This window comes from Micromonospora sp. DT81.3 (assembly GCF_049847225.1).
Taxonomy (GTDB): Bacteria; Actinomycetota; Actinomycetes; order Actinomycetales; family Microbacteriaceae; genus Microbacterium.
The window spans coordinates 586,968-612,929 of sequence record NZ_JBNCNY010000001.1; the positions used below are offsets into that span (position 1 = coordinate 586,968).

Genomic DNA, 25,962 nt, shown 5'->3' on the forward strand with positions numbered 1-25,962 from the left:
GCGGCCGAGCCAGGCTCAGCGACCGAACCAGGGTCAGCGACCGAGCCAGGCTCAGCGACCGGGGAATGCTCGGCGGCCCACGCGTACAGCGTCATCGCGTTCGGGTGGCCGGGCAGCCGCGTGCGCGGCTCGAACGCGATGTCGGCCTTGACGAACGGGACGGGGTGGTTCCCGTCGAGCGCCAGCGGGCCGCCATCGGGCCAGTCGCGCCACGCCGAGCGCACGGCATCCGGATCTGCCGTCTCGGGAGCCAGCCCCTGCAGGCCGCCGACGATCGCATCCGGTGTGCCGTGCCCGATTCCCGTCGCGCCGAGTGAGCCGTACAGCACGCAGGTCACCCGGCCGACCTCCGAAAGCCGGCCGGAGGCGCGCAGTCGTGCGGCGAAGTCCTGCGCGGCGCGCATGGGGCCGACCGTGTGCGAGCTCGAGGGTCCCACGCCGATGGAGAACAACTCGAACGCCGAGACGTACGCTGTCACCCCCTCAGCGTACGCCCGGCGTTCGGGCCCTCTTGCGCTCAGCCGGCGGATTCCACCGTCTCGAACGCCGCTTCGTGAAGCTGTTCGAGGGCGGGAGCGCCGTCGAGGAACTCCCAGGCGTGGACGCTGCTCTCGAGCGCGAACGCGAGGCCCACGGCATAGCCGAACACGAACTCCGGAGCGGACCGATGATCTCCTCCCAGATCGCCGGATTCCTCCTCGCGATGATCGCGATCAGGCTCCTGTGAATGGCCATGGGCGTCCTCCTTCTTCGACCGCCGGCGCGGGCCGCGGCTGACCCGCACGGTGCGGCTTACCCGAAAGTGCGCGATGGGAAGCGCCCCGATACGCCGAAACGCCCCGAGGCGGTCTGCCTCGGGGCGGTTCGTTCGGCGCTGCGCCGGTGTTTCGCGGTCTGCGCCGCTGTCGCTCGGTGATGCGCCGGTGCTGTTCGGCGATGCACCTGGGTTGACGGGCGTTGCGCGCCGTGTGCTGCTACTGCTCGACCGACTGCTGAGCGTCGGTGCTCTCGCGAGCCTGGAGGACCTGCTGGTCACCCTCCGTCGCCACTTCGATCTTGCGCGGCTTGGCCTTCTCGCTGACGGGGATGGTCACGCTCAGCACACCGTTGCTGTAGCTGGCCGCGATGTGCTCCGTGTCGACGCCCTGACCGAGGTTGAGCTGACGCAGGAAGCTCGCAGCCTCACGCTCGCGGGTGATCCACTTGACTCCTTCTCCGCCGGTGAGCGTCCGCTCCGCGCGGATCGTGAGCAGCTGGCCGTCGACGTCGATGTCGACCGAACCGGGGTCGATGCCCGGCAGGTCGGCGGTCAGCACGTAGTGGTCACCGTCGCGGTACAGGTCCATCGGCATCAACCGTGGGCCGCGTCGGCCTTCGAAGAACGTCGACGCGAGGCGGTCGAGGTCACGGAACGGGTCGTAGGTTGCCATGATGTCGTCTCCTTCTGTCGTGCGTCCGGAACTTTCCGGACTGTGTTCTGGGAGTTGAGCCCTATCGGCTCAACTACGTTCAGATTAGCACTCGGGCACCGAGAGTGCCAAGTCTGATCTCTGTTCGCCTCCAGCGAACACGAGACCCGAAATCCCCCGAAAAACGCAGGCCCTCACGGCGTCACTCGTCGCAAGGTGCGGGTACACCCGGTGTACTCCCGCACTCAGCGACGAGCGAGCTCAGCACGGAGTGCCCGAGACCGGCGGCGGCGAGCGGAGGAGCGCCAAGTCAGGCGGGCTGGAACGCGATCAGGCCGACCATGTTGCCCTCCGAGTCGCGGATGAAGGCCTGCCACTCCTCGTGCCCGGCGGGACCGAGGGTGTCGTTCTCGTGCCGGAAGATGACGTGCGGCCGGGACACGACATCCGCGATGCCGTCGAGGCGCTCCAGCGTCTCATGCACGTTGTGCACATGCAGATACAGAAGGGATGCCGGGGCCTCGGCATCCAGCAGCAGCCGCACACCGTCGAGATCGAAGAAGAGCAGCCCCGGAGGGTCGAACCGGGCCACTGGATCGGTGTTGAGCAGCACCGTGTAGAAGTCCGACGCGCGGTCGAGGTCGGAGGCGTGCAACGCCACTTGAACGAGTCTCATGCGGGAAGTCTCCCAGGCGCACCGGCCGCGCTCCAGTCCTCGCGGGCGCCCGTTGCGGCACCTAGGGTGAGAGCACACGTCGCCACTTCACGAGGAGCGCAATGCCGAGACTCACCGCCGAGTGGACCGACGACATCGACGCGGTCCGCGCGCTCGCGACACTGGGCGCCGGCGAGATCGACGCCTCCTTCACCCGGCGGTTCTACGAGCACTTCCCCACCCTCCATCCGCTGTTCCTCGAGCTCTACGGCGAGCGCGACGACAGCCTCGATCAGCTCGCGGCGGTGATCGCCGAAGCCGCGGCATCCTGGAAGGTCCGCTCCCCTGACCTGAAGGCCCGCGATGAGCAGAGCGAGGCCGACCCCGGCTGGTTCCTCTCGAACCGCATGCTCGGCGGCGTCTGCTACGTCGACCGCTTCGCGGGTTCGCTCGCCGGCATCCGGGACAGCATCCCCTACTTCCAGGAGCTGGGGCTCACCTACCTGCACCTGATGCCGCTCTTCGAGAGCCCGGAGGGAAACTCCGACGGAGGGTATGCCGTATCGAGCTACCGGCGCGTGAATCCGAAGCTCGGCACGATGGAAGAGCTGGCCGCGCTGTCCGCCGAGCTGCGCGACGCCGGGATCTCACTCGTCGTCGATTTCATCTTCAACCACACGAGCAACGAGCACGAGTGGGCTCGCAAGGCGGTGGCCGGGGAGCGGGGATTCGAGGACTTCTACCTCATCTTCCCCGATCGCACGATGCCCGACGCCTACGAGAAGACGGTGCGGGAGATCTTCCCCGACGACCACCCCGGCTCCTTCGTGCAGCTGAAGGACGGCAGGTGGATCTGGGCGACGTTCTACCACTTTCAGTGGGACCTGAACTACGGGAATCCCGCGGTGTTCCGCGCGATGGCGGGCGAGATGCTGTTCCTCGCGAACCAGGGAGTGGAAGTGCTGCGCATGGATGCCGTGGCCTTCATCTGGAAGCGTCTGGGAACCCCGTCGGAGTCGCTCCCCGAGGCACACCTGCTGCTGCGCGCCTTCAACGCGGTGCTCCGGATGGCGGCCCCGTCGCTGCTCTTCAAGTCCGAGGCGATCGTGCACCCCGACGAGGTGATCCAGTACATCTCACTCGAGGAGTGCCAGCTCTCCTACAACCCGCTGCAGATGGCGCTCACCTGGGAGGCCCTCGCCACCCGTGACCCGCGGCTTCTGCAGCAGTCGCTCGAGCGGCGGCACGCGCTCCCGCCCGGCACCGCCTGGGTCAACTACGTCCGCAGCCACGACGACATCGGCTGGACGTTCGCCGACGAGGATGCCGCCGAGTTGGGCATCGACGGCTACCCGCACCGGCGGTTCCTGAACGACTTCTACGTCGGCAGGTTCCCCGGCACCTTCGCGCGCGGTGTGCCCTTCCAGGAGAACCCGAAGACGGGTGACGCGCGGGTCACCGGCACTACGGCGTCGCTGACCGGCGTCGAGGCGGGGGATGCCGGCGGGGTCGACCGCATCCTGCTCGCCCACTCGATCGCTCTCTCGACCGGCGGGATCCCGCTGCTGTACCTCGGAGACGAAGTCGCGCAGCTGAACGACTACTCCTACGCCGACGACCCGGACCGATCCGGCGACAGCCGCTGGGTGCATCGCCCGGCCCGGCCCGCCGAACGCTACGCGCAGCGGCAGGATCCGACAACGGATGCCGGACGCGTCTTCGCCGGGCTCACGGCACTGATCCGCACGAGGAAGGCGACGCCCGAGTTCGCCGGAGGCGAGTTGATCGGGTTCGACGCGAAGAATCCGGCGGTGCTCGGCTACCAGCGGCCGGGGGCCGATGCCGTGATCCTCGTGCTCGCCAACGTGAGCGACGACGACGCCTATCTCGACCCGATCATCTTCGGCGGCTTCACGGCCGCGGCGCGCGAGATCGTGCAGAAGCGCGACCTCGCGCTGAACCACGGCCTGGTGCTGCCGCCGCACGGGTTCGTGTGGCTGCGGGTCACGCCCCTCGGCTGACCGGCGACGCCACACGGACAGGCGAGCCGCGCTCGGCGGCCGCCCTGACGAGCCGCTGCGCGGCGGGCCGCGGGAGGGCTCAGGGCAGCTCGAGCACTCCGTTGACGCGCCGCGGGATGCCGAGGGGATTGCCGTCGCGCAGCGCCGGCGGCAGCACCGTTTCGGGTGCGCTCTGGTAGACGAGCGGCCGCAGGAACCGCCGCAGCGACGTCGCCCCGACCGAGGTGTGGAGCGAGGTGGTCGCCGGCCACGGTCCGCCGTGGTGCTGCGACCACGTGACCGCGACCCCGGTCGGCCAGCCCGCGAACAGCAGGCGACCCACGCGCTCCGACACGACGGAGACGAGGTCCGCGATGTCCTCACCCGGTTCGGCATGGATCGTGCCGGTCAGGCTGCCCTCCAGCAGGTCGAAGGCGGCGAACACCTGCTCGAGCGAATCGTACGAGACGAGCAGTGTCGCGGGGCCGAACAGCTCTTCGCGCAGGCGCGGCTCCGAGAGGAACGTGGCGATCGGCGCGTGCGCGAGACCCGGGGTCACCCCGCCTTCCGGCCCGACGGTCGAATCCACCAGCCGGGTGAGTCCCTCGATCTCACCGAGCTCGGCCCAGCCACCGGTGAAGGCGCCGTCGATGGAGTCGGTGAGCAGCTTCGCGGGCACGGGCTCGCCCACCGCCGCGGCGGCCAGCGAGGGGATGTCGCTGCCTGCGGGGACGAAGACGATGCCCGGCTTCGTGCAGAGCTGACCGGAGCCCATGGTGAACGAGCCGACGAGCCCCTCCGCGAGCTCCGCAGCACGGGCGGCCGACGCGCCCGGCGTCACGACCACCGGGTTCACGCTGCCCAGTTCTCCGTAGAAGGGGATGGGATCGGGGCGGCTGGATGCGATGTCGAACAGGGCGCGGCCTCCGTTCACCGATCCGGTGAACGAGCCGGCCTTGACGACGGGGTGGGCGACCAGGGCCGTGCCCGTCTCGCGACCCTCGACGAGCGCGAACGTGCCCTCGGGTGCGCCCGCCGCGGCGAGGGCCTCGGAGACGACCTCGGCGGTGCGGTGCGAGAGCTCGAGGTGCCCGCTGTGGGCCTTGACGACCACCGGGCACCCGGCGGCCAGCGCCGCGGCGGTGTCGCCTCCGGCGACCGAGAAGGCGAACGGGAAGTTCGAGGCCGAGAAGTTCGCGACCGTGCCGAGCGGGACGAGCATGCGGCGAAGATCGGGGCGCGGGGGCGTCGCCTCGGGGGCCGCGTCATCGAGGATCGCCTCGAGGTACGAGCCCTCCCGCACGACGCCGGCGAGCAGCCGCAGCTGGCCGGTGGTGCGGGCGACCTCTCCGACGAGCCGCACCTCGGCGATGTGCGTCTCTCGGCGGGCGATCTCGACCAGCTCCTCGCGCGCCGCATCGATGGCGTCGGCGATCGCCTCGAGCCAGCCGGCGCGCACGTCGTCCGGGATCGAACGGAGCGCGACCGCGGCGGCGGCGGACCGGTCGAGCACGGGGGCGAGGTCGGCGGGGGTGGATGCGACCGTGGATGTGAGAGTCATGGGGTCTCCTCGGTGTGGGTCTGAGGGGTCGGGACGAAGGTCAGGCCGAGCCCCGGGGACTCGGATACGGTCGCCCAGGGTCCCTCGATGCGAACGGGCGACGGGGCGGCGAGCACACCCAGGGCGGCGAAGTCGGCGTCCTCGACATCTTCGACCCACGTCTCGCCGGGGAGGGCCATGCCGAGCTGGGCGGAGATGTCGGGCAGCAGGTGCGGAGCGACATCCACCCCCCGCTCGCCGGCGAGCGCCGCGATCTCGAGGAACGGCGTGATTCCGCCGACCCGCACGACGTTCGGCTGCACCGTCGAGGCGAAGCCGGCGTCGAGCACGTCGCGGAAGCGGTGGATCGTGTGCAGGTTCTCGCCGAGGGCGATGGGCACGGATGTCTCGGCGCCGAGTGCGCGGTAGCCGGCGGTGTCGTCGGCCCGGAGGGGCTCCTCGATCCAGGTGAGATCGAAACGGGCGAGCGCCTCGAGGGCGCGCACGGCGGTCGGCAGGTCCCAGCGCTGATTGGCGTCGATCATCAGCCGCCGGCCCGGCCCGAGCGCATCGCGCACGGCCGCGACACGCTCGATGTCTTCGGAGAGGTCGGGCTTGCCGACCTTGACCTTGACGGCGTCGAGGCCGCGATCCGTCCAGCGCCGTACCTGGGCCACGAGCTCATCGGCCGAGTAATGCAGGTTCACGCCGGAGCCGTAGACCGGGAGCCGCTCGTGCCGGCGGCCGAGCGCCGTGGCGAGGCCGACGCCGTCGCGGCGGGTGCGCAGGTCCCACAGCGCGAGGTCCAGGCCGGCGATCGCGATGGTCGTGATGCCCCCGCCTCCGGCCTCGTGCAGGTGCGCCCAGAGGAGCGGCCAGAGCGTGGCGGGGTCGGCATCCTGACCCACGACGAAGCGCCGGATGTCGTCGCCGAGCAGCGCGGAAACGGCCGACGCGCCGATGGTCGGCGTCCATGAGAATCCGGTGCCGACGGCGCCCTGATCGTCCTCCACTCTGACGATGATGAGGTGCAGATCGGGCGCCTCGGGCACCCAGGGCCGAGGCATCCGCGCCGACACGCGGCGCACGTCGATGCGAGCGATGCGGCTCATGACGAGACGAGGGCACTTGCGGCAGAAGCCGACACCGCGCCCTCCGGCATCCCGGCGACCTCCGACACCGCGCCCTCAGACATCCGTGCGCCGCCGGCCGACGGGAGCGACCGTCCGGCCGCGAGCAGCTGCTCGAGCCGCGCCGTGTGAGCCTCACCGGGGTCGACCAGCGGGGGTCGTACTCCCCCGACGGGAAGCCCGGCCAGGCGAACGCCGGCCTTGATGAGCGCCACCGCGTAGCCGGGCGTGGTGTCGCGCAGTCCGACCAACGGGAAGAAGAACCCGGTCAGCAGCTCGTCGCAGCGCGCGTCGTCGCCGTCGCGGTAGGCCTCGTAGAACGCGCGGGCGATGTCGGGCGCCATGGCGAACACGGCTGACGAGTAGAGCGGGATGCCGATCGCCCGGTACGCGGCCTGGCTGGCTTCTGCGGTCAGAAGGCCGTTGAAGAACTGCACGTCCTCGCGCACGGCCCGTGCCCCGAGAACGATCTGCTGGGCGAGCGCGACGTCGCCGATGCCGTCCTTGAACCCCACGACGGTCGGCTGGGTCTCGAGGATGCGCGCGAAGGTCGCCGCCTCGAACTTCGCCGTCGCGCGGTGGTAGACGATGATCGGCAGCTCGGAGGCCGAGGCCACCGCCGCGACGTACGCCTCAAGGCCCGCCTGCGTCGCCGCCACCAGGTAGGGCGGCAGCAGCAGCAGGCCGTCGACGCCGGCTCCCTGCAGGTTGCGGGCGGACTCGATGGCCTGTCCGACCGGCCCGCCGACGCCCGCGATCACGGGGATGCGTCCGGCGACGGCCTCGACCGCCGTCCTGGCCACGGCGACCGATTCGCTCGCGGAGAGTGCGTGGAACTCGCCCGTCCCGCACGCGGGGAACACGCCACCGGGACCGGCGTCGACGCCCGCTTCGATGTGCGCGCGGGTCAGCGCGTGATCGACCGTGCCGTCCTCGGCGTAGGCAGTGACCGGGAAGAACAGCGGGCCATCGGCGAAGGCGAAACTCACGATGCGGACCTTTCCGTTTCGAGCGACAGCTCGAGAACGGATGCCTCGAGCCGGGCGACCTCATCGGCCGGAAGTTCGGTGCGCCAGCTGCGGCTGGCCGTCCAGCCGAGGTCGCGGAAGGCAGCGTCCGAGGAGAACGCGGAGGCCGTCCCGCGCAGCGCGTCGGCGAGGGGAGCGGTGCCGGGGTGGAAGGCGGGAAGCAACTCGGAGAGCGGCCGGAGCGCGAGAGCGTCGGCCGCTGAGACGAAGTAGCGGGCGCCGCTCGGTGCGTCGTCGGCGCGCAGCCACGCATCGACGAACTCCCCGGCGTCCCGCCCGTCGAGGTAGTTGAACAGCGACACGGCGGCGAACTCCGGCCGTTCGAGGCGCTCGATGATGGTGTGGCCCTGCTGGGTCGGAACGCCCGCCCACTCGTCGGGCGCGATCACGTAGCAGGGCCGGAAGCTCGCGAGCCGCACGCCGGGGTTGGTGCGCGCGAACATCTCGACGGTGTCTTCGACGCACACCTTCGACAGCGCGTAGCCGTTCGTGGGTCGGCGCTCCTCGTGCTCGTCGAGGGGAAGCCTCGCCGGCGCCCAGTCGGCTCCGCCGTAGCCGAGCACGGTGGGGCTGGAGGCGACGAGCACGCGCGTCGCGCCCGCTGCGACGGCCGCCTCGATCACGGTGAAGGCCATGCCGGTGTTCGTCGCGAAGATCGTGCGCTCGGGTGCGCTGAACGGCACGGCGATCGCGGCGAGGTGCACCACGGCATCCGGCTCGAATCGCGCGAAGACGTCCTCGGTCGCGGCGGCGTCCGTCAGATCGACCGCCTCGCCCTCGTCTCCCGGAATCAGCGTGCGGTCGATCGAGAGCACGCGATGCCCCGCGCCGCGCAGCACCGCAGTGACGCTGCGGCCGAGGCGCCCGGATGCTCCCGTCACGGCTATGCGCATCGGTCGTCCTCTCTCTCAGAAACCGGTTTCTCCGACTACGATACCGTGTGTGCCGTGTCGGAGCAACCGCTTTCCCGCCGTTGCCCGCACCGCGTTCTCCTGTCCGGCGAAAGGAACGCATCCTGTCCGATTCGATCTCTTCCCCCACCTTCGCGATGAGCGCCGAACGGCTCGCCGCCGGCAGTCCCGCCGAACGCTGGACCGAGGCCTGGCCTCTGGGCAACGGGCGCCTGGGGGCCATGGTCTTCGGCACGCCACATCGCTCCCGATTCCAGCTGAACGACGACACCTGCTGGACCGGCTCCCCCGCCTCGGCCCACGGCAGGGTCAGCCATGCATCCGTCGACGGGCCCGCCGCGCTCGCGCGCGTGCGTTCGGCGTTGGCGGCGGGCGACGTGGCCGCCGCCACTGCGGCGGAGCAGGATCTGCAGCTGGGGTGGTCGCAGGCATACCAGCCCCTGGCCGATGTGTGCGTGGAATCCGACGGCGACCGCGAGCCCGGGACGCTGGAGCGGATCCTCGACCTGCCGACGGCCACGAGCACGACGACCTGGACCACGCCGGCGCGATCGGCGCGTGAGGTGTCATGGGTGAGCGCCCCCGACGGTGTGCTCGTCATCGAGCGGGAGGTGACGCGGGGAGCCCCCTTCTCCGGCCGCGTGCTGCTGGACACACCCCACGAAGACGGCACGGTCCGCGCCGGAGCGGCGGACGCGACGATCACCGTGCGGATGCCCTCCGACATCTCCCGTGAAGCCGGGTCGAAGACCGAGCACGCCCTTCACGACCCCGCTCCGGGTGCCGCCGTCACTGCCGTCGTCGCCCTTCGCCTCGAGCATGACGGTGTCTCCACCGGCGCGCTGGCGTTCGCCGGGGCCCGCCGCATCCGCATCGTCGTCGCGACCGCAACCGACTTCGTCGGCATGCGGATCGCACCGCACGGTGACGCATCCCGGCTCCTGGCCGAGGCGTCGGCGCGGTCCGCCGCGGCGCTCGCACGCGGCGATGCGCTGCACGCTCGGCACGTCGCCGATCACCGCGCGCTCTACGACAGGATGTCGCTGCACCTGGGCACCTCCGGCTCCGCGTCGGTCTCGACGGCCGAGCTGCTTCGCGGCGCGGCCGAGGACGGAGACGAGCGCAGGCTGGCCGAAACCGTGTTCGCCTTCGGCCGTTACCTCACGATCGCGGGGTCGCGCGCCGGCAGCCGTCCGCTGAATCTGCAGGGCATCTGGAACGACAAGCTGCTTCCGCCGTGGCGCGGCAACTACACCACCAACATCAACCTTCAGATGAACTACTGGCCCACCGAGGCGGTGAATCTGGCCGAATGCCACGTGCCCCTGCTCGAATGGCTGGGCGACCTCGCCGAACGAGGCGCGAGAACCGCGCGCGAGCTGTACGGACTGCCGGGCTGGACGGTGCATCACAACTCGGACATCTGGGGGTTCTCCGTTCCCGTCGGCGACGGCACGTTCGACCCGGTGTGGTCGATGTGGCCCATGGGCGGGGCTTGGCTCTGCCGACACTTCTGGGATCGCTGGCTCTTCTCCCAGGACCCGGAAGAGCTCCGCGATCGGAGTTGGCCGATCCTGCGGGGCGCCGCCGCCTTCGTCCTGGACTGGCTCGTCGAACTCGACGACGGCACGCTCGGCACGATGCCTTCCACCTCCCCGGAGAATCACTTCCTCGTCGGCGCGGTGCGAACCGGGCTGACGGTCTCAACGACCGCCGATCTCGCCATGATCCGGGACCTGCTGACGAATGTCGTGAGCGCAGCAGAGGTGCTGGGGCTCGATGATCCGCTCGTCGCTCGAGCGGCGCGCGCCCTGTCGCGCATCCCTCGCGAGCACATCACCGGCGAGGGGCTGCTCGCCGAGTGGTACGACGACTCCCCTGACGCCGAACCGCATCACCGTCATCAGTCTCATCTCTATGGCGTGCTGCCTGGGGACGCGGTGGTCCCCTGGACCGAAGCGGAACTCTGCCGAGCCGCTGCGCGGAGCCTCGATGTGCGGGGCCGCGACACCACGGGCTGGTCGCTTGCCTGGCGGGTCGGGCTGCGGGCGCGCCTCCGGGATGCGGTGGGTGCCCACGCCGCGCTGCGCGACTTCCTCGCACCCGTTAGGGAACCGGACGATCCCGGACCGTCCGGCCAGGCGGGGCTGTACGCGAATCTCTTCTGCGCGCATCCGCCGTTCCAGATCGACGGCAACTTCGGCATCACCGCGGCGATCCTGGAGATGATCGTGCAGTCGCACGGCGGCCGCATCGCGATACTGCCCGCCCTTCCGGCGCAGTGGCCGAGCGGCAGGGTGCGCGGTGCACGGGTGCGAGGCGGCGCGGAAATCGACCTCGACTGGCGCCACGGCGTCCCGACCTCACTGACTCTTCGAGGAGACATCGGAAGCGTGCACACCGTCGAGATGCGCGGCGAGGTGACGCGCGTGGCGATCGGTCCCTCCGGCTCGACCGACGTCCCGATCCGGTAACCGGTTCCCCGCTATGCTGGGCAACGGATGGGGCACTGCACTCTCGCGAACCGCGAGTGCGCTCCCCAGCGCGACGTCCGGAGGATGTGATGACCATCGACGCGGTGAACGCGGGCAAGCGCGCGACCATCACTGACGTCGCGCGCGCGGCGGGTGTGTCGCGGGCAACCGTCTCACGGGTGATGAACGGCATCAGCACGGTGGACGCATCGATCGCGGAGCGGGTCCTGGCGACCGCCTCCGAGCTCGAATACGCGCCGAGCGGGACCGCGCGTTCCCTGTCGCTCGGGGTGACCCAGACCGTCGCGATGATGGTCCCCGACCTCGGCAATCCGATGTTCCAGGAGATCCTGAAGGGCTTCCACCACGCGGCCGGGGCCGACGGGTACCGCGTGCTGGTGTCGGACTCTCAAGAGGTCGTCGCCGACGAGGTCGCGATCGCCCGTGACGCGCGACGCCGTTGCGACGCGGTCGTGCTGTGCGCACCGCGATCGAGCGGCGAGGCGCTCGTCGAGCTGCTGCGCACCGTGCAGCCCGCGGTCGTGATCAACCGCAGCACGCAGGGCGGCGTCGCGCCGGCGGTCACGATCGACTACGCCGCCGGCATCCGGTCTCTCGTCGACCACCTGGTCGCCCTCGGCCACCGCCGCCTGGCGTACCTGGAGGGGCCGCCGCAGAGCGCGTCGAATGTCGTCCGGATGGAGACACTCGAGAAGACGAAGCAGGAGCGGGACGATCTCGAGATCCACTGGGTACCGTGCGGATCGACCCTGGTGGACGGCTATCGGGCGTGGCCGGACGTGCAGTCCACGGGCGCGACCGCGGTGATCGCCTTCAATGACCTGGTCGCCCTCGGCTTCCTCGGCCGGCTGAACGAGGAATCGATCGCGGTTCCGGCCGACCTCTCCGTCGCCGGATTCGACGACATCCCGTTCAGCCGATTCTCGTCCCCGCCCCTGACGACGGTGACGATCGATCAGGTGCGGATCGGCGAGGTGGCGTGGCAGAAGCTGCGAGCCGCGATCGACCGCGGCGAGGAACCGTCGGAGACGAGATTCCGTCCGGATCTGGTCGTGCGAGCCAGCACGGGTCCCGCCCGCTGAGGGCAAGAGCCGGACCGCCTCTCAGGCTTGAGCCCACTCCACGCCGGCCTCGCGGAACGTGCGCTCCGTGCGGACGGCCTCGTGCAGGGCATGCTCGACACCGTCGACGATCGGATGGCGGCCGGCGGCGTCCGTCACCCACCGCACCCGGGACGGGTCGATCGCCGCCGGATCGGGTGCATCCATCACCCCCTGCAGGAGCCTCATGAATCCTCCGCTGTCCACGAGCGGCGAGCACAGCGGGCGAGCGTCGCGACGCGCGATGATGAGGTCCTCGAGGAGCGCCGTGCGATCGTGCCGCGTCGTCACGGGCGGCTCGCCCGCGCGCGAGTGCTCCTGCACGACGTCGATCCCGTAGTAGAAGACGATGCGGCCCTTCGTGCCCACGACCTCGACCCAGGGTTCCTCACGCGAAGTCGCGCAGAGACTCACGGCGGTCGTGAGCGATGGCGCGTCCCGCAGCCCAAGGCGAGCGACGGAGGTGTCGTCGGCCTCTATGTCGTTGGCTCGATGCAGGTCGAGGGTCATGCCGACGACGTCGTCCGCTCGCATGCGGTCCGCCAGCGCGAGCGCCGTGGCCGTGGCGTGAGCCAGAGGATTGGTGAGCACGCCGTCTGCCACGACGCGGTCGCCCACTCGGCGTCTGCCGGCCCACGCGGCACGTCGCCAGTAACTCTCGGGCCGCACCCAGCCCGCCGAGGCGCCGTAGCGGGTGATCTCGCCGACCGCGCCCTCGCGCACGCGATCCCGGATGTAGGCGAGGGCGTGCGAGCCGAGACTCTGGAAGCCGACCTGCACCAGGGCGCCCGCTCTCTCGGACTCCGCGCACAGCTCATCGAACTCCGTCAGGGTGGCGGTCGGCGGCTTCTCGAGGAGAACGTCCGCCCCCGCCCGCACGGCCGCGAGGGCCAGGTCGGCGTGGGTGTGGATCGGCGTACTGATGATCACGACATCAGGCACCGCAGCCTCGAGGAGAGATGCGAACTCTGAGTGATAGGCGGTCGCGTCGGGGAGGAGGCCGGAGGGGACGGGCACGGGATCGACCACGGCCGCCAGGGTGATGCGCCCCTCGCGATGGGCGTCGGTCGCGATGACGACGTGCGAACGGCCGTGCCCATGGGCACCGACCACCGCGACCGTGGGGGTAGACGAGGTGGTCACAGCCGGCCTCCTTCTCCGCCGAACACGGCTCGGCGGCCTCGCTCCACGACGCGCTCCTCGTCGCCATTCAGCACGGCGACCCGGAGCCGCAGGCTCAATGCGCCTCCCGGCGGCACGGCACGCCGATGCCGCACCGCCACCGCGGGACCGAATCCGACGTAGCCGTCGTCCCGGACGAACCACGGGTACCCTCGCGGCGCCGCCGCCACGAGCGCGGCCCGAGGAGACTGGATCGCAAGCCACGGCGACTCCGATCCGTGGGCCGCCTCGACCCCGGCGAGTGCCTCCGATGAGATCGCGGCCGATTCGAAGGGCGTGCGCCAGAACAGGCCTCCGTAGAACGCTCCCGGCCGCCCGTTCGTCGCGGGGCTCCCCAGCGTGACGCCGTCCGGCGCCTGCAGTCGTGACACCCAGTCGAGAATCCAGCCGCCGTCGAACCCTTCCACCGACACCTCGCGCTGTTCGACTGCCTGGAGGCTGCCGTCGGGTCGCCGCCACGAGATCTCGTCGAGAACGCCCGAGGCCGACACCGTCCGGCTCTCGACCCGCTGCGTCCCGTGATTCTCCAGCATGGTCGACCCGCTCCCGCGCACGTACGTGCGCCCACCCCAGTAGCTCACGCCGTCGACATCGGGCAGGGCGGCGCTCACGCCGTAGTGGTGCGGATGGTCGCTCGGATGAGTCTGCGTCACGGGCTCTCCCCCGAGGGTCCACGCCTCGACGAACGGGCGCGGAGAGAGCTGCGGCGCCATGTCCGAGCCGTCATCCAGCCGAGCGACGACGTGCCCGTTCACCTCGAGCGCTACCGCCGAGGTCATGCTCGGCTCCGGCTCACGGGAGCCTGCGCGCCGTCCGGCTCCTCTGTGTCGATCGGATCCTGCGCGCCGACCGGATCCTCCGTGCGGATCCGGAACCGCTGCATCCGCGCAACGCCCGGCTCGCCGCCGAGCGGCGCCGCGGCGAAGATTCCGATCTCCGCGCCGATCCAGTGACCCGCGACGGCCGTGAACGCGACCGCGAGCTCCTGCCACACCCCTCCGTCGAGGACGAGTGCCGAGACGACGGCATCACTGTCGACGATCACCCGCAGGCGGACTTCGTCACTCGCCCACGGTCGATCGCGCACGATCTCCTCCTCGAGCCGACCGTCTATCCGGGTGGCGACGACGAGCCGTCTCCCCCCATCGCCCACCCGGAGTCCCACCCAGAGGTAGCTCCGGCCCAGCACCAGTAACCCCGCGCGCGTTCCCGGCGGCCCGTCGACTCGAATCGACACCTCCGCCGATATCGGCATCCCCGGAAGGGGCTGCCCGAGCACCTGCGGGATCGCGCGGAGATTCCCCCCGTCGTTCGGCACGGCCACGAGCCGCAGCCCGTCCGATCCGGTGTCCCACCAATCGGCGCGTGGATTCGCCTGCCACGCCCAGTTCGCGTCGATCCCATCGATGAAGTCATCGTCCGCCGCGAGCGTGCGCCGCTGCTGGACCGCCCCGAGGGGCGAGGGATGCCGCAGCACGGGGACCGCCGCTCCGCCCGAGACGGCCCGGCCCATGAGCGGCCAGCCCTCGGCATCCCACGCCATCGGCTGAAGATGCAGCACGCGACCGAATGCGCCCCGGTCCTGGAAGTGGAGGAACCAGTCCGTGCCGTCCCCGGCGTCCACCCATGCGCCCTGGTGGGGTCCGTTGACGGTGGTCTCTCCCTGCTCCAGGGCGATCCGGCCCTCGTAGGGACCGAACACGCTTCGGGAACGGAACACCGACTGCCATCCGGTCGCGACTCCGCCGGCTGGGGCGAAGATCCAGTACCAGCCGTCCCGCTTGTAGAACTTCGGCCCCTCGAGCGTTCGGTACCCGTCCAGCGCGTTCCCGTCGATCACCAGCCTGCTCGGACCCAGTGCTGTGGTCAGCCGCGCATCGACGGGTGCGACCCACAGCTGGTTCTTGCGCCCCGCGCGGCTGCCGGCCCAGCCGTGCACGAGATACGCCGCGCCGTCGTCGTCCCACAGCGGGCACGGATCGATCAGGCCGAGGCCCTCGAGCAGCACCCTCGGCTCGGTCCATGGCCCGGCCGCATCGGTCGCGCTCGTCACAAGGATTCCGCGATCCGGATCGGGGAAGACGATGTGGAAGGTGCCCTCGTGGTGGCGGATGGAGGGTGCCCATACGCCCCCGCCGTGCCGGGGCAGCCGGAACCAGTCTTCGGGCTCGTTGCGGGGGATGGCCGACGTGACGGGGGCCCAATTTACGAGGTCGCGGGAGGTGAACACCGGAAGCCCGGGCGCCCGGTTGAAGCTCGACGCGACGAGGTAGAAGTCGCTGCCCACCCGGATCGCATCGGGGTCCGGCCGGTCCTCGTCGAGGATCGGGTTCTGGTAGTGCGGCTCATCGTCGTGCCGAGGGTTCATGGGATCGATTCTGTCGAGAAACCGGTTACTATGCGTAGAATCGTACCGGAAACCGGTTACTCGGAGGAAACAATGGCGAAGATGCTGCGGGTCGGAGACGACGCAGACATGATCCCGACGCTCGGGATGGCGCTCGCAGACCCCGACGCCACCGAGATCGTGCTGCATCCCGGCGTGTACATCGAGCACGTCGTGATCGCCCCTCGGGATGCGCCCCTGCTGATCCGCTCGTCCACGGGCGCCGCCGAGGATGTCGTGCTGACCTTCGGCCTGCGGCAAGGAGACCGCGACCGAACGGGCATGGAGTTCGTCCAGTCGTGCGCGACCCTCACGATCGACGCCGATGCGGTCACCGTCCGGCACATCACGATCGAGAACAGCTTCGACCGCCGCGCGCATCCTGAGCTTCCGAACGTGCAGGCGCTCGCCCTGCGAACGCGCGGCGATGAGATCCTTCTCGATGGGTGCCGTCTGCTGGGCAGGCAGGACACCGTTCTGCTCGACGCCCCCAGTTTCGCCGCGTGGCGCCGCGTGCACCTGCGGGAGTGCGAGATCCAGGGGGATGTCGACTTCGTCTACGGCCGCGCCACGGCCCTCATCGAAGGGGGCATCCTGCGCAGCGTGGGGCCCGGTTACATCGCCGCGCCGAGCACCGCGCGGGAGAACCCGCGGGGGTTCCTCTTCTGGAACGTGGACGTCGTCGCCGATCTTCCGGACGGATCCGTGCGACTGGGACGTCCCTGGCACCCGGGCGGCAAACCGGATGCGGTCGGTCAGGCCGTGTTCGCACGATGCCGCCTGGGGGCGCACATCGCCGCCGAGCCGTGGGACGACATGGGCGGATTCTCGTGGCGCGACGCGCGGTTCGAGGAGTTCGAGAACGTCGGCGAAGGCGCCCGGCGGGGGGAAGACCGACCACAGGCCGCCCTGGCTCCCGATCCCCGGGACTGGCTCACCGCCCCCGCGGCCCGCATGCAAGAGGGCCCCGCCGCCGTCATCGTCTCGGACTCGACCGCGTCGCACTACGACCAGAGCCGCGCGCCGCGCACGGGGTGGGGACAGCGCCTCCGTCGGCACACCGGGATGCCGACGCGCAATCTCGCGATCTCCGGGGCGAGCAGCCGCAGCTTCATCGAGCTCGGTGCACTCGATGCGGCTCTCGACACCCTGGAGCCGGGCGACCTGCTGCTGATCGGGTTCGGCCACAACGATTCGAAGCCGGATGAACGGCACAGCGACGTCTTCACGGAGTTCGAGTCGAACCTCCGCCGTTATCTCATCGGCGCCCGCGCGCGCGGCGGAGTGCCCGTCCTGCTGACCCCCATCGTGCGCCGGCATTTCGTCGACGGCCGCCTGCGCTCGACTCACGGCGGTTACCCGGAGCGCGTGCGCCGGCTCGCCGCCGCGGAGGGTGTCGCCCTGATCGATCTCACGCGGCTGACGGGCAGCCTGGTGCAGGAGCTCGGGCCCGAAGAGAGCAAGCGGCTGTTCCTCTGGCTCGAGCCGCGAGTGTGGCCCGGCTTCCCCGATGGCGAGGCCGACGACACCCATCTGTCCGACGAGGGCGCGGATGCCGTCGCCGCGCTGGTGGCCGAAGGGGTCGCATCCGCGGGCCTGCTCGATGGGGAGCGGCGCGCGCCTGCTCAGCCTGCGCGCAGCTCCTCGTACGCGACGAAGTAGTTCTCGCCGAGGATGCGCTGACCGGATGCCGTCAGGTGCGTGGTGAGGTCGTTGACGTGACCGAACGGCGGCGCCTCGGCATAGCCGGTGTTCGGTACCCGGTTCGGGGTGTTCCGCAGGGCATCCGCCACGCCCTGGTGGTTCGGGTATGCGCGGCGACGCTCCGCCGGGAGCTGACCCACGAGAAAGGGCGCATCGGCCGCGGCCGGCAGCCGTTCCCGGAGCGCCCCGATCAGCTCATCGAGGTCGGCGGCGTAGTCCGCCTCGCTGCGGCCGCCGTCGGTCTCGCCCTGATGCCACAGGATCGCGTCGATCGTCGCGCCGGGACCGGCCGCCTCCAGGGCGGCGGTACTGTGCGCGATCGTGGCGTCGAAGAGATTCGGAGCACCGTCTTTCACCAGGTCCACCTTCCACACGCCGGCGTAACCGCCGTGCGAGCGCATGCCGGTGCTGCCCATCGTGACGGGCACGAGAAGGATCCGGTCCTCCGGCGGAAGCGTCGGAAGGAGCAGCGCGGCGAACGGCCCGCCCGGTCCGAGCCCACCCGGCGGGTGGCCCCCGATGGGCGGAAGCGGCTCGCGCGCGTGCACGATGGTGCCGGCGTCCGGCCCGGAACCGGGGAACACCTCGATCCGCGGGTCGCGCGCGTCGAGCCCGTCGGGCTGATAGTCGGTGTTCGAGCCGTTCGCGTTGGACTGGCCCAGCACGAGGATGAGGTGCCTTCGGCCCGTCACGCGGAGACCTTGGGCCGGAGGCCGTGGACGCCGCCATCGGATTCGATCAGGGGGAGCCCGAACTCGGCGACGCGCACCGGCATCCCGGTGCGGATGGACTCGTTGCCTGAGACGCCGACGATCACGCTGCGCACCCCGTCGAGGTACCCGGCCTGACGCCGGAGGGGGTCCTCCCCCGGTCCACGGAACACGTCGTCGAGCAGCATCCGATCCCCACCGCCGTGCGATCCGACACCTTCCGGAATGGGGATGACGCGGGGCGGCTCCCACAGGCGCTGCAGCACGACGCGCGACCCGTGGGGACGGACGGTCTCCGTCTGCGCGAGGTCGTCGACCTGCGCGCTCGGGTCGACGACGGGAGCGGACTTGCCGTTCGGCCCGAGGCCACTGGTCGCACGGTCGTGGCTGACGGCGCCTCGCTCGACCACCTCCAGCTCCACGCGTCCCTCGGTTCCCGAAATCGCGACGCGATACCCCTCCCAGGGCGAGTGCGCGACAAGGGTGTACGCGAGGGACGCACCGCTCCGGTACCCGACGGCGACGGTCATGTTGTCCTCGATTGTGATGCCGTCCGAGAACACGTCGCGATCGCGCTGGTAGCCGTCCAGCGACTCCGCCTCGAGGAACAGGGCCGACAGCTTGTCGTCTGCGGCGAGGTCCAGGGCGAAAGGATCGCCCGGCAGGTCGCGACCCAGCTCGGCGCGCGGTCCCAGGCCACGACGCGCCGCATTCTCGGGTCCGTAGAATCTGAGCCGCCCGAGTGCGAACACGACATCGGGCACATCGTCGATCCACCAGTTGACCAGGTCGAAGTGATGCGTCGACTTGTGCACCAGGAGCCCACCGGATTTCGACTTCTCCCTGTGCCATCGGCGGAAGTAGTCCGCCCCGTGCACGGTGTCCAGGCACCACTCGAAGTGCACGGAGGTCACATCGCCGATGAGACCATCGGCGATGATCTGCCGGACCAGGGTGTTGCGCGGCGAGTATCGGTAGTTGAAGGTCACGATGAGATTCCCCGTCGAACGGTTCGCCGCGTCGACGATGGCCCGCAGGCTCGGCGCATCGATCGTCATGGGCTTCTCGCAGACGACGTCCAGGCCACGGTCAAGACCCGCCACGATGTACTCGGCGTGCGTGAAGTCCGGCGAGGTGACGATGAGGACATCGGGTTCGGTCTCGGCGAGCATCGTCTCGAACGACTCGGGAGCGAAGTGCCGGATGGCGGCTGCACTGCCGAGTTCTCGAGCCACCCCGTCATAGAACGCCATGCGCCTCTCGTTGGTGTCCAGGAAGGCGACGACCTCGCCGAGGTCGGCGTGAGTGGTCAGCAGGGCCCGCAGGTACATCTCCGAGCGACCGCCCGTCCCGATGATGGCGTAGCGGCGAGTGAAGTCCGTCATTTCAGTCCCGTCGTTGCGATGCCGTTGATGAGGTAGCGCTGTCCGATGAAGAAGAAGGCGATCACCGGCAGCAGGGAGACGACCGACATCGCGAACATCGGACCCCACTGGCTCGAGCCCTCACTCGCCACGAACTGGCGGAGGGCCAGCGGCACGGTGAGCAGCTTCTGGTCGGTCAGGTACAGCAGCGGCCCGAAGAAGTCGTTCCAGCTGCCGATGAAGGTGAAGATGGCGATCGTCGCGAGCGCCGGCTTCGTGAGCGGAAGGATGATGCTCCAAAACGTGCGGAACGCCCCCGCGCCGTCGATCTTGGCGGCATCCTGCAGCTCCATGGGGAGGTTCCTCATGAACTGCACGAGCAGGAACACGAAGAACGCGTTCGAAGCGAGGAACGCCGGCACGGTCAGCGGCAGGAACGTGTTGACCCATCCGAGCTTGGCGAACACGATGTACTGCGGGATCAGCACGACGTGAGCGGGGAGCAGCATCGTGCCCAGCATCGCTGCGAACATCAGCTTGCGACCGCGGAACCGCAGCCGAGCGAAGGCGTAGGCGGCGAGCGAGCATGACAGCAGGTTGCCGATGATGTTGAGGACTGCCAGCAGGAGCGAGTTCCACATGTACAGCTGGAACGGGTACTCCAGTGCGTCCCACCCCTGCGCGTAGTTTCCGAGTTCGATCTCGCTCGGGATGAGACCCGCGTCGTTGAAGACCATGTCACTCGGCTTGAACGACGCCGAGAGCATCCACAGCAGTGGGTAGATCATCACGACGCCGAGACCGATCAGCACGACATGGCGGAGGAAGCGCTGACGGGGACTGCCGGTCAGCTCTTCCTGATGCGTCTCACCGCCGACCTTGCCGGCAAGGCTGCGAAGGCTGGAGCGGCCGCGAAGGCCGGTGCGGATTACCGTGGTGTCAGTCATCGTAGAAGACCCAATACTTCGAGGCGAAGAAGTTGATCGCGGTGAACAGTGCGATCACGACGAACATGACCCACGCCATCGCTGACGCGTAGCCCATGTCGAACCGCTGGAAGCCCTGCTGGTAGAGGTACAGGTTGTAGAACAGGGTGGACTCGGCGGGACCGCCGGTGCCGCCGCTGAAGACGAAGGCCTGCGTGAAGGTCTGCAGCGAGCCGATCAGACCGAGCACGAGATTGAAGAAGATGACCGGGCTGAGCAGCGGCAGCGTGATCGCCCGGAACTGCCGCCATCCCCCCGCACCGTCGACGGAGGCCGCCTCGTAGTACGACCGCGGAATCTGACGCAGCCCGGCGAGGAAGATCACCATCGACGCCCCGAAGCCCCAGACCGCGAGGGTGACGAGCGTCACGAGCGCCCAGTCCGGATCCGTCGTCCAGCCTGGCCCATCGATGCCGAAGAAGCCGAGGAACTGGTTGACGATGCCGTTGTACCCGAAGATCGAGCGCCACAGCATGACGATGGCGACGCTCGCGCCGATCAGTGACGGCAGGTAGAAGACGGATCGATAGAAGTTGAGTCCTCGCACACCCCGGTTGAGGAGGACCGCGAGCCCGAGTGCAGCCGCTATCGAGATGGGAACCGCCAGCAGCGTGTACATCAGCGTGACCTGGGTGGCGGTCGCGATCTTCGGATCCTGGAACAGCCGGACGAAGTTCTCGAACCCGATCCACTCGGGCGGCTGCAGCAGGTTGTAGTCCGTGAAGGCGAGCCACAGCGAGACGCCGAAGGGGATGATCGTGAACAGCATCCCGAGGATCCAGGGGATGAGCATCACGTAGGCGACGGCGGTGTCGTCCTTCCCCCCGCGGCTGCGGCGCCACCAGGGACGATCTCGGTCTCGGACGACGCTGCTCAGAACTCCTGGCTCGACCTCGGCGACGGTCTCACTGCCTCCGATAAGGCTGGTCACGGTATCTCCTTCGATCGTGCGGGTGGGAGGGGGCGGGTCCGGCGGACCCGCCCCGGTGGCATCAGCCGGCGTTGGCGAGGATCGACTCCGCCTCGGAGACGAACTTCTCCGCCGCTTCGCGCGGCGTCATCCGGCCGAACTCGACCTCGGTGCCGACCGACACGAGCGCGTTGCCCACCTCTCCGGCGCCTGCGGGCTCGAGGAAGTACGGGGCGAGGTCCTCCTCCTGAAGCCCGAGGACGTAGTCGACGAACGTCTTCGCATCGGGCTCCAGCCCGGCGGCGACCTCTTCGGCGACGGCCGGGTTGATGGGCACTCCGAGCAGCGTGGAGCGAGCCTCGTAGGACTCCGGGTCGTTCGTGAGGAAGTCGATGAGCTTCGCGGCCTCCTCCGGGTGCTTCGACTGAGCCGCTGCCGCCCACAGCAGGGTGGGGGTGACCGCCATGCCGGGCCGCTCGCCCTCCGTCTCGCCGGGGAAGCGCATGAGTGCGAGCTTGCCGTCCAATGCGGACTGGAAGTCCGGGAAGACGTTCGAGGGGATCACCTGCGACGCGATGAAGTCCTTGCCGAGGGGAGACTCCGCGGTCGAGCTGCCCTGATCCTCGAGCGAGCCGGCGGGGGCGAAGCCACCATTCGCGCGCATGTCGACCGTCATCTGGAAGTAGTCCTCGACCGTGTCGACCGAGACGCCGAGTTCGCCGTCCTCGGTGTAGAAGTCCTCTCCGCGCTGGCGCGCGAACGTGGAGATGGCAGGGGTCCAGGGAACGTAGAAGCCGGTGCCGTATACGCCGGTCGCGTCGAAGATCTCCTTGTTGAACGTCTCGAAGTCCTCCCAGGTCCAGGTGGAGTCATCCGGCATCTCCAGGCCCGCCTGCTCGACGATCTCGTTGTTGTACACGAAGCCGATGGCCGTCGATCCCGTCGGCATGCCGTACGTCGCGCCGTCGAGCTGTCCGGATGCGAGGATGCTCTCCGGCAGGTCGTCGAAGTCGATCTCGTCCGAGAACTCGCTCAGGTCGGCGAGTGCCCCGCGCGAGGCGTACTCGGCGAGCCACAGTCCCACCAGGAACATGACGTCCGGCGGGCTTCCGGCGGCGAACTTCGTCGCCAGCTTGTCCTGGTACGAGCCGACGTCCATCCAGTCGAGCTTGACGGTGACGCCGGGGTTCTTCTCCTCGAAGACGTCGAAGACCTCTTCGTAGACCTCGGCCTGAGTGGTGTCGGCCCAGGCCTGGACCGTGAGCGTGACATCTCCCGAGTCCTCGGCAGCCGGGCCGGCGCAGCCCGCAAGCACGACGCCCGCTGCGGCCGCAACCGAGAGAGCCGTGATAGCACGGCGCTTCGTGTGAGTCTTCATTGACGTCCCCTTGTTCGTGGTGAGCTGGTCGAGCGTCGGCACAGCGTGCGCTCAGTAACCGGTTTCTCGACCGGTGCGAGATATGCTACGCCCGAAACGGCGAAAAGGGAAACCGGTTACCCGAATCTTTTCGATCCGTTGGGAACCGGTTTCTGATCGCGCTGAATCGCGATACATTCGACCGGAGCCACGAGCAGGAGGCAGGTCGATGTACGCGGACTTCGTCGCATTCACGCCCCGGGGCGACGCGGTGCGCTGGATCGATGTCGCGGGCGACGGCGATCCCGTCGTGTATCTGCACGGTCTGGGATGCCACGGGGCGGCGTCGTGGGCGGATGCCGCTTCCCGTCTCGGTCGTCGCGCCATCCTGGTCGACCTGCCCGGCCATGGCAGGAGCGATCGCCCGCGGACATACGACTATTCGCTGCCGTTTCTCCGGGATGCCGTGATCGCCGTCGTGGAGACCGTCGCTGACGGGCCGGTCGATCTCGTCGGGCACAGCCTGGGTGGCACCCTTGCGATCCTGATCGCCGCAGCAAGGCCAGACCTGGTGCGTCGGTGCGTAGCCGTCGAGCCCGCGCTGGACCGTCGGGCCATCGGTGCAGGCGATATCGCCGCCTGGAGCGAGCAGGACTTCCTCGACCGCGGCTGGGAGCTCACACTCGCCGGCGACCCCGCGTGGCGACGGGCCGAGGTCCGATTGACCGATCCTGTCGCCTTCCTGCGATGCGCCATCCACACCACGGACGCCCTCGACGACTCGATCACCGACCTCCTGCTCTCCGTTCGGGTGCCGACCACCCTCATCCGCGGTGAGGTCCGCAGCTACGACCGCAGCGACGACATCGCGCGCAGTGGCATCCCCGAGATCGTTCTCGCCGGGGCACAGCACTTCGTCATGCTCGACCGGCCCGAGGCGTTCGGCCGGGAGCTTCGCGCGGCGCTCGCCTGAGCGCACGCCTCCCCCGACATGAAAGGAGCGCCGGTGTCGCCGCAATCTGCACCCCGAGACCTACGAGGGATCGAAGGTCTCGATTCTCTGCTCGATCGCCGGCCGTTCAGCGGTCGTGCACCGGAGGACATCCCCCGCGTCCTGACCGACGTGCTCGGCGTACCGACGATCCCCGCGGCCACCCCAGTCGAGGAGCTGGGCGGGTGGACGCGGAACGGCGTCGACGGTGCGCTGCTGCGGTGGAGCACGGGTTTCGGTCCAGACACGGAGGCGTTCCTGCTGCGGCCGAGCGGCGAGACCGGTCCGCTCCCCGGAATCGTCGCGCTGCACTGCCACGGCGGGATGAAGCGGTACGGCAAGGAGAAGATCGCCGACGGCCCGGACGCCGTTTCCGCTCAGATCCAGGCCTTCCGCGACGAGTGCTATTCGGGTCGGGCGGTGGCGAACGAGTTCGCGCTGGCCGGCAACGTCGTGCTGGTGCATGATGCGTTCGGCTGGGGCAGTCGCCGGGTGCCGGTGGAGAACATGCCCTGGCGAAGCGAGCACATCGCTGGGCTCGAACTGGACGAGCGGCGCCGGGCCGGCGAGCCGCTGAATGAGGCACGGGAATACGACCTGCACGCCGGGCCGCACGAGGACGTCATGGCCAAGACGCTCGGAGTCCTGGGCACATCGTGGGGCGGCGTGATCGTCCGCGACGATCTCATCGCCGCGCAGATCCTCGCCGCGCGACCGGAGGTACGAGACGGGGGCGTCACGGTCGCGGGGCTCTCGGGGGGCGGTGCGCGGGCGGTGCTCGCGACGGCACTGAGCGACGACATCCGCGCAGCAGCCGTCATCGCCATGATGTCGACGATGGATGCGATGCTCGACGGCTATCTCCATTCGCACACCTAAGCCTTCATGAACCCCGGGATCGGTCGCGTCGCCGACTGGCCCGATATCGCCGCGTGCCGCGCACCGCGGCCGCTGTTCGTCGGGTACGCCGAACGGGACGCGCTGTTTCCACTCGAGGGGATGCGTGCCGCAGACGAGGTGATCCGGCGCCACTACGAGAGCAGGAACGCCGGCGAGGCCTATTCCGCGCACTGGGTCGACGCTCCGCACTCCTTCGACGCGGCCACCCAGCGAGCCTTCCTCTCCTGGCTCGCCGAACTCGGGACGCCGTGACCGTCCTCGGCGCCGTGACCTCCTACTGCGCGGCCGCCGCCCCTGAGGTCTCGCCGAACTCGGCAAGCTTGGCGAACATGTCCTCCAGCAGGAACCGCACGTCGATCTGCTCGACGACGAGGATGTCGCCGCCGACGTCCGATGGCTCGTAGTGGCCGTCCAGGGTGAACCTCGTCGGCCCCTGCTTGCGGAAGACCGCGCACCACGGGTCGATCATCAGGGCGATAGCCGGTGAATCACCGAGCGAGCGGGACTCGGTCGCCACCCGGTGATGTGCGGTGTTGAAGTCGACCACTCCCTGTGCGAGGTGAGCCCCGAGCGCGCCGTGCGGCTCGACCTTTCGGCGGAGTTCGGCATAGCTCACGCTCACGAGGCGGTAGATGTCGGACGGCACCTGCCACACGGCGATGCCGGATGCGAAGACGACGTTCGCCGCATGGATGTCGTTGCGCAGGTTGAACTCCGGCCATGTGCCGGAGTATTCGCGATCCCCGTATGGCGGTCCGCCGATCCAGATGACGGTGGTGTCGGTCCGGGCGATGTCCGGGGCCAGCAGCAGCGCGGTCGCCATGTCGGTGAGCGGGCCGAGGAAGGCGATGAAGAGGGGACCGGCATCCGCTCGTCTTGCCTCCTCGATGATCAGGCGCGCACCCGGGCTGTCGACCGGCTCGGTCGCTGACGGCAGCGCGTGCGGGGCGCCGTTCTCGACCCGCACGGCATCCGGTCGCTCCATGAGCTCGAGGATCAGGTCCAGCTCGGCACGGGAGTCGAACATCGACGTCTGCGACCGCGCGCTGCCGAAGTGGGCGGGGATGATGCCACGGATGTCCAGCGTCGGCGACAGGAGCGCGTGGACGACCGCGAACTGGTCGTCGGCCTCGTTCTTGACGTCGGAGTTGATGAGGACGCGCCGGGTGCGCGGGTCGTCGATGATCACGCTTGGCACAGTAGC

At 69.6% G+C, this 25,962-nt stretch carries 24 protein-coding genes; 8 read left to right on the plus strand and 16 right to left on the minus strand.

What is annotated here, in order from left to right; genetic code table 11:
- Positions 1-479: serine dehydratase beta chain (locus ACPW96_RS02840; protein ID WP_425881948.1), on the minus strand; the 479-nt coding region annotated here is incomplete at its 3' end.
- A 74-nt stretch (positions 480-553) separates the two neighbouring features.
- Here ACPW96_RS02840 and ACPW96_RS02845 point away from each other — a divergent pair.
- Positions 554-727: a hypothetical protein gene (locus ACPW96_RS02845; RefSeq protein WP_425881949.1), complete on the plus strand. Its 174-nt coding sequence runs from the start codon at positions 554-556 to the stop codon at positions 725-727.
- A 247-nt stretch (positions 728-974) separates the two neighbouring features.
- Here ACPW96_RS02845 and ACPW96_RS02850 read toward each other — a convergent pair whose 3' ends face one another.
- Together ACPW96_RS02850 and ACPW96_RS02855 are read right to left on the minus strand one after the other, a co-directional pair.
- Positions 975-1,430: an Hsp20/alpha crystallin family protein gene (locus tag ACPW96_RS02850; protein ID WP_425819358.1), complete on the minus strand. Its 456-nt coding sequence runs from the start codon at positions 1,428-1,430 to the stop codon at positions 975-977.
- A gap of 289 nt (positions 1,431-1,719) precedes the next feature.
- A complete protein-coding gene (locus ACPW96_RS02855) occupies positions 1,720-2,085 on the minus strand; it encodes a VOC family protein (RefSeq protein ID WP_425819356.1) in 366 nt (121 codons plus the stop codon).
- Positions 2,086-2,186: 101 nt separating this feature from the next.
- On the opposite strand from ACPW96_RS02855, the gene ACPW96_RS02860 reads away from it, so the two are divergent.
- Positions 2,187-4,085: an amylosucrase gene (locus ACPW96_RS02860; protein ID WP_425881950.1), complete on the plus strand. Its 1,899-nt coding sequence runs from the start codon at positions 2,187-2,189 to the stop codon at positions 4,083-4,085.
- Positions 4,086-4,164: 79 nt separating this feature from the next.
- Here the strand turns inward: ACPW96_RS02860 and ACPW96_RS02865 are convergent, their stop codons facing one another.
- From ACPW96_RS02865 to ACPW96_RS02880, 4 genes are read right to left on the minus strand one after another with little or no spacing between them, the layout of a single operon-like run.
- Positions 4,165-5,625 carry an aldehyde dehydrogenase (NADP(+)) gene (locus ACPW96_RS02865; RefSeq protein WP_425881951.1) on the minus strand — a complete coding sequence of 487 codons (1,461 nt, stop codon included), beginning with the start codon at positions 5,623-5,625 and terminating at the stop codon, positions 4,165-4,167.
- Positions 5,622-6,716 (minus strand): mandelate racemase/muconate lactonizing enzyme family protein, encoded by a 1,095-nt coding sequence (locus tag ACPW96_RS02870; RefSeq protein WP_425881952.1) that lies wholly within the window; start codon positions 6,714-6,716, stop codon positions 5,622-5,624. Before ACPW96_RS02870 ends, ACPW96_RS02865 begins: the two co-directional genes overlap by 4 nt.
- Positions 6,713-7,723: a 5-dehydro-4-deoxyglucarate dehydratase gene (locus ACPW96_RS02875; RefSeq protein WP_425881953.1), complete on the minus strand. Its 1,011-nt coding sequence runs from the start codon at positions 7,721-7,723 to the stop codon at positions 6,713-6,715. The genes ACPW96_RS02870 and ACPW96_RS02875 overlap by 4 nt, the downstream gene beginning before the upstream one ends.
- Positions 7,720-8,655 carry an NAD-dependent epimerase/dehydratase family protein gene (locus ACPW96_RS02880; protein ID WP_425819346.1) on the minus strand — a complete coding sequence of 312 codons (936 nt, stop codon included), beginning with the start codon at positions 8,653-8,655 and terminating at the stop codon, positions 7,720-7,722. The genes ACPW96_RS02875 and ACPW96_RS02880 overlap by 4 nt, the downstream gene beginning before the upstream one ends.
- 155 nt (positions 8,656-8,810) lie before the next feature.
- Here ACPW96_RS02880 and ACPW96_RS02885 point away from each other — a divergent pair, with 155 nt between their 5' ends.
- Positions 8,811-11,147 carry a glycosyl hydrolase family 95 catalytic domain-containing protein gene (locus tag ACPW96_RS02885; protein WP_425881954.1) on the plus strand — a complete coding sequence of 779 codons (2,337 nt, stop codon included), beginning with the start codon at positions 8,811-8,813 and terminating at the stop codon, positions 11,145-11,147.
- An 89-nt stretch (positions 11,148-11,236) separates the two neighbouring features.
- Positions 11,237-12,250, plus strand: coding sequence for a LacI family DNA-binding transcriptional regulator (locus tag ACPW96_RS02890; protein ID WP_425881955.1), 1,014 nt, complete (start codon positions 11,237-11,239; stop codon positions 12,248-12,250).
- A 21-nt stretch (positions 12,251-12,271) separates the two neighbouring features.
- Here the strand turns inward: ACPW96_RS02890 and ACPW96_RS02895 are convergent, their stop codons facing one another.
- The 3 genes from ACPW96_RS02895 to ACPW96_RS02905 are packed head-to-tail and all read right to left on the minus strand — an operon-like array spanning position 12,272 to position 15,818.
- On the minus strand, positions 12,272-13,411 hold the full coding sequence (locus ACPW96_RS02895; protein ID WP_425881956.1) for a Gfo/Idh/MocA family protein: 1,140 nt from the start codon (positions 13,409-13,411) through the stop codon (positions 12,272-12,274).
- Positions 13,408-14,229: a DUF6807 family protein gene (locus ACPW96_RS02900; RefSeq protein WP_425881957.1), complete on the minus strand. Its 822-nt coding sequence runs from the start codon at positions 14,227-14,229 to the stop codon at positions 13,408-13,410. Before ACPW96_RS02900 ends, ACPW96_RS02895 begins: the two co-directional genes overlap by 4 nt.
- Entirely contained in the window at positions 14,226-15,818 is a 1,593-nt protein-coding gene (locus tag ACPW96_RS02905) for a family 43 glycosylhydrolase (protein ID WP_425881958.1), read from the minus strand. Before ACPW96_RS02905 ends, ACPW96_RS02900 begins: the two co-directional genes overlap by 4 nt.
- 72 nt (positions 15,819-15,890) lie before the next feature.
- On the opposite strand from ACPW96_RS02905, the gene ACPW96_RS02910 reads away from it, so the two are divergent.
- Positions 15,891-17,498 (plus strand): pectinesterase family protein, encoded by a 1,608-nt coding sequence (locus ACPW96_RS02910; RefSeq protein WP_425819334.1) that lies wholly within the window; start codon positions 15,891-15,893, stop codon positions 17,496-17,498.
- On the opposite strand, the gene ACPW96_RS02915 is transcribed toward ACPW96_RS02910, so the two are convergent.
- The 5 genes from ACPW96_RS02915 to ACPW96_RS02935 all read right to left on the minus strand — a co-directional run bounded on the left by ACPW96_RS02915 (position 17,462) and on the right by ACPW96_RS02935 (position 22,888).
- Entirely contained in the window at positions 17,462-18,232 is a 771-nt protein-coding gene (locus ACPW96_RS02915) for a sialate O-acetylesterase (protein WP_425819332.1), read from the minus strand. The two genes, ACPW96_RS02910 and ACPW96_RS02915, sit on opposite strands and share 37 nt — an antisense overlap.
- The gene (locus ACPW96_RS02920) at positions 18,229-19,635 is read right to left on the minus strand and encodes a Gfo/Idh/MocA family protein (protein ID WP_425881959.1); all 1,407 of its coding nucleotides are present in this window, start codon (positions 19,633-19,635) and stop codon (positions 18,229-18,231) included. Before ACPW96_RS02920 ends, ACPW96_RS02915 begins: the two co-directional genes overlap by 4 nt.
- On the minus strand, positions 19,632-20,561 hold the full coding sequence (locus ACPW96_RS02925; RefSeq protein ID WP_425819329.1) for a carbohydrate ABC transporter permease: 930 nt from the start codon (positions 20,559-20,561) through the stop codon (positions 19,632-19,634). The genes ACPW96_RS02920 and ACPW96_RS02925 overlap by 4 nt, the downstream gene beginning before the upstream one ends.
- The gene (locus ACPW96_RS02930; RefSeq protein ID WP_425881960.1) at positions 20,554-21,531 is read right to left on the minus strand and encodes a carbohydrate ABC transporter permease; all 978 of its coding nucleotides are present in this window, start codon (positions 21,529-21,531) and stop codon (positions 20,554-20,556) included. The genes ACPW96_RS02925 and ACPW96_RS02930 overlap by 8 nt, the downstream gene beginning before the upstream one ends.
- A gap of 61 nt (positions 21,532-21,592) precedes the next feature.
- A complete protein-coding gene (locus ACPW96_RS02935) occupies positions 21,593-22,888 on the minus strand; it encodes an ABC transporter substrate-binding protein (RefSeq protein WP_425881961.1) in 1,296 nt (431 codons plus the stop codon).
- A gap of 208 nt (positions 22,889-23,096) precedes the next feature.
- Here ACPW96_RS02935 and ACPW96_RS02940 point away from each other — a divergent pair, with 208 nt between their 5' ends.
- From ACPW96_RS02940 to ACPW96_RS02950, 3 genes are read left to right on the plus strand one after another with little or no spacing between them, the layout of a single operon-like run.
- Positions 23,097-23,840, plus strand: coding sequence for an alpha/beta fold hydrolase (locus tag ACPW96_RS02940; protein ID WP_425881962.1), 744 nt, complete (start codon positions 23,097-23,099; stop codon positions 23,838-23,840).
- 33 nt (positions 23,841-23,873) lie between these two features.
- On the plus strand, positions 23,874-24,737 hold the full coding sequence (locus ACPW96_RS02945; RefSeq protein WP_425881963.1) for a hypothetical protein: 864 nt from the start codon (positions 23,874-23,876) through the stop codon (positions 24,735-24,737).
- 6 nt (positions 24,738-24,743) lie between these two features.
- Complete coding sequence (locus tag ACPW96_RS02950; RefSeq protein WP_425881964.1) at positions 24,744-25,010, plus strand: hypothetical protein; 267 nt, start codon at positions 24,744-24,746, stop codon at positions 25,008-25,010.
- 22 nt (positions 25,011-25,032) lie between these two features.
- Here ACPW96_RS02950 and ACPW96_RS02955 read toward each other — a convergent pair whose 3' ends face one another.
- Positions 25,033-25,947 (minus strand): nucleoside hydrolase, encoded by a 915-nt coding sequence (locus ACPW96_RS02955; protein ID WP_425881965.1) that lies wholly within the window; start codon positions 25,945-25,947, stop codon positions 25,033-25,035.
- Positions 25,948-25,962 lie beyond the last annotated feature (15 nt).

What these genes read in the sequence shown, in the direction of transcription:
- ACPW96_RS02850 (WP_425819358.1), bottom strand. Translation starts at nt 1,430, where the DNA reads ATGGCAACCTACGACCCGTTCCGTGACCTCGACCGCCTCGCGTCGACG.
- ACPW96_RS02855 (WP_425819356.1), bottom strand. Translation starts at nt 2,085, where the DNA reads ATGAGACTCGTTCAAGTGGCGTTGCACGCCTCCGACCTCGACCGCGCG.
- ACPW96_RS02860 (WP_425881950.1), top strand. Translation starts at nt 2,187, where the DNA reads ATGCCGAGACTCACCGCCGAGTGGACCGACGACATCGACGCGGTCCGC.
- ACPW96_RS02865 (WP_425881951.1), bottom strand. Translation starts at nt 5,625, where the DNA reads ATGACTCTCACATCCACGGTCGCATCCACCCCCGCCGACCTCGCCCCC.
- ACPW96_RS02870 (WP_425881952.1), bottom strand. Translation starts at nt 6,716, where the DNA reads ATGAGCCGCATCGCTCGCATCGACGTGCGCCGCGTGTCGGCGCGGATG.
- ACPW96_RS02880 (WP_425819346.1), bottom strand. Translation starts at nt 8,655, where the DNA reads ATGCGCATAGCCGTGACGGGAGCATCCGGGCGCCTCGGCCGCAGCGTC.
- ACPW96_RS02885 (WP_425881954.1), top strand. Translation starts at nt 8,811, where the DNA reads ATGAGCGCCGAACGGCTCGCCGCCGGCAGTCCCGCCGAACGCTGGACC.
- ACPW96_RS02890 (WP_425881955.1), top strand. Translation starts at nt 11,237, where the DNA reads ATGACCATCGACGCGGTGAACGCGGGCAAGCGCGCGACCATCACTGAC.
- ACPW96_RS02900 (WP_425881957.1), bottom strand. Translation starts at nt 14,229, where the DNA reads ATGACCTCGGCGGTAGCGCTCGAGGTGAACGGGCACGTCGTCGCTCGG.
- ACPW96_RS02905 (WP_425881958.1), bottom strand. Translation starts at nt 15,818, where the DNA reads ATGAACCCTCGGCACGACGATGAGCCGCACTACCAGAACCCGATCCTC.
- ACPW96_RS02910 (WP_425819334.1), top strand. Translation starts at nt 15,891, where the DNA reads ATGGCGAAGATGCTGCGGGTCGGAGACGACGCAGACATGATCCCGACG.
- ACPW96_RS02920 (WP_425881959.1), bottom strand. Translation starts at nt 19,635, where the DNA reads ATGACGGACTTCACTCGCCGCTACGCCATCATCGGGACGGGCGGTCGC.
- ACPW96_RS02925 (WP_425819329.1), bottom strand. Translation starts at nt 20,561, where the DNA reads ATGACTGACACCACGGTAATCCGCACCGGCCTTCGCGGCCGCTCCAGC.
- ACPW96_RS02935 (WP_425881961.1), bottom strand. Translation starts at nt 22,888, where the DNA reads ATGAAGACTCACACGAAGCGCCGTGCTATCACGGCTCTCTCGGTTGCG.
- ACPW96_RS02940 (WP_425881962.1), top strand. Translation starts at nt 23,097, where the DNA reads ATGTACGCGGACTTCGTCGCATTCACGCCCCGGGGCGACGCGGTGCGC.
- ACPW96_RS02950 (WP_425881964.1), top strand. Translation starts at nt 24,744, where the DNA reads ATGAACCCCGGGATCGGTCGCGTCGCCGACTGGCCCGATATCGCCGCG.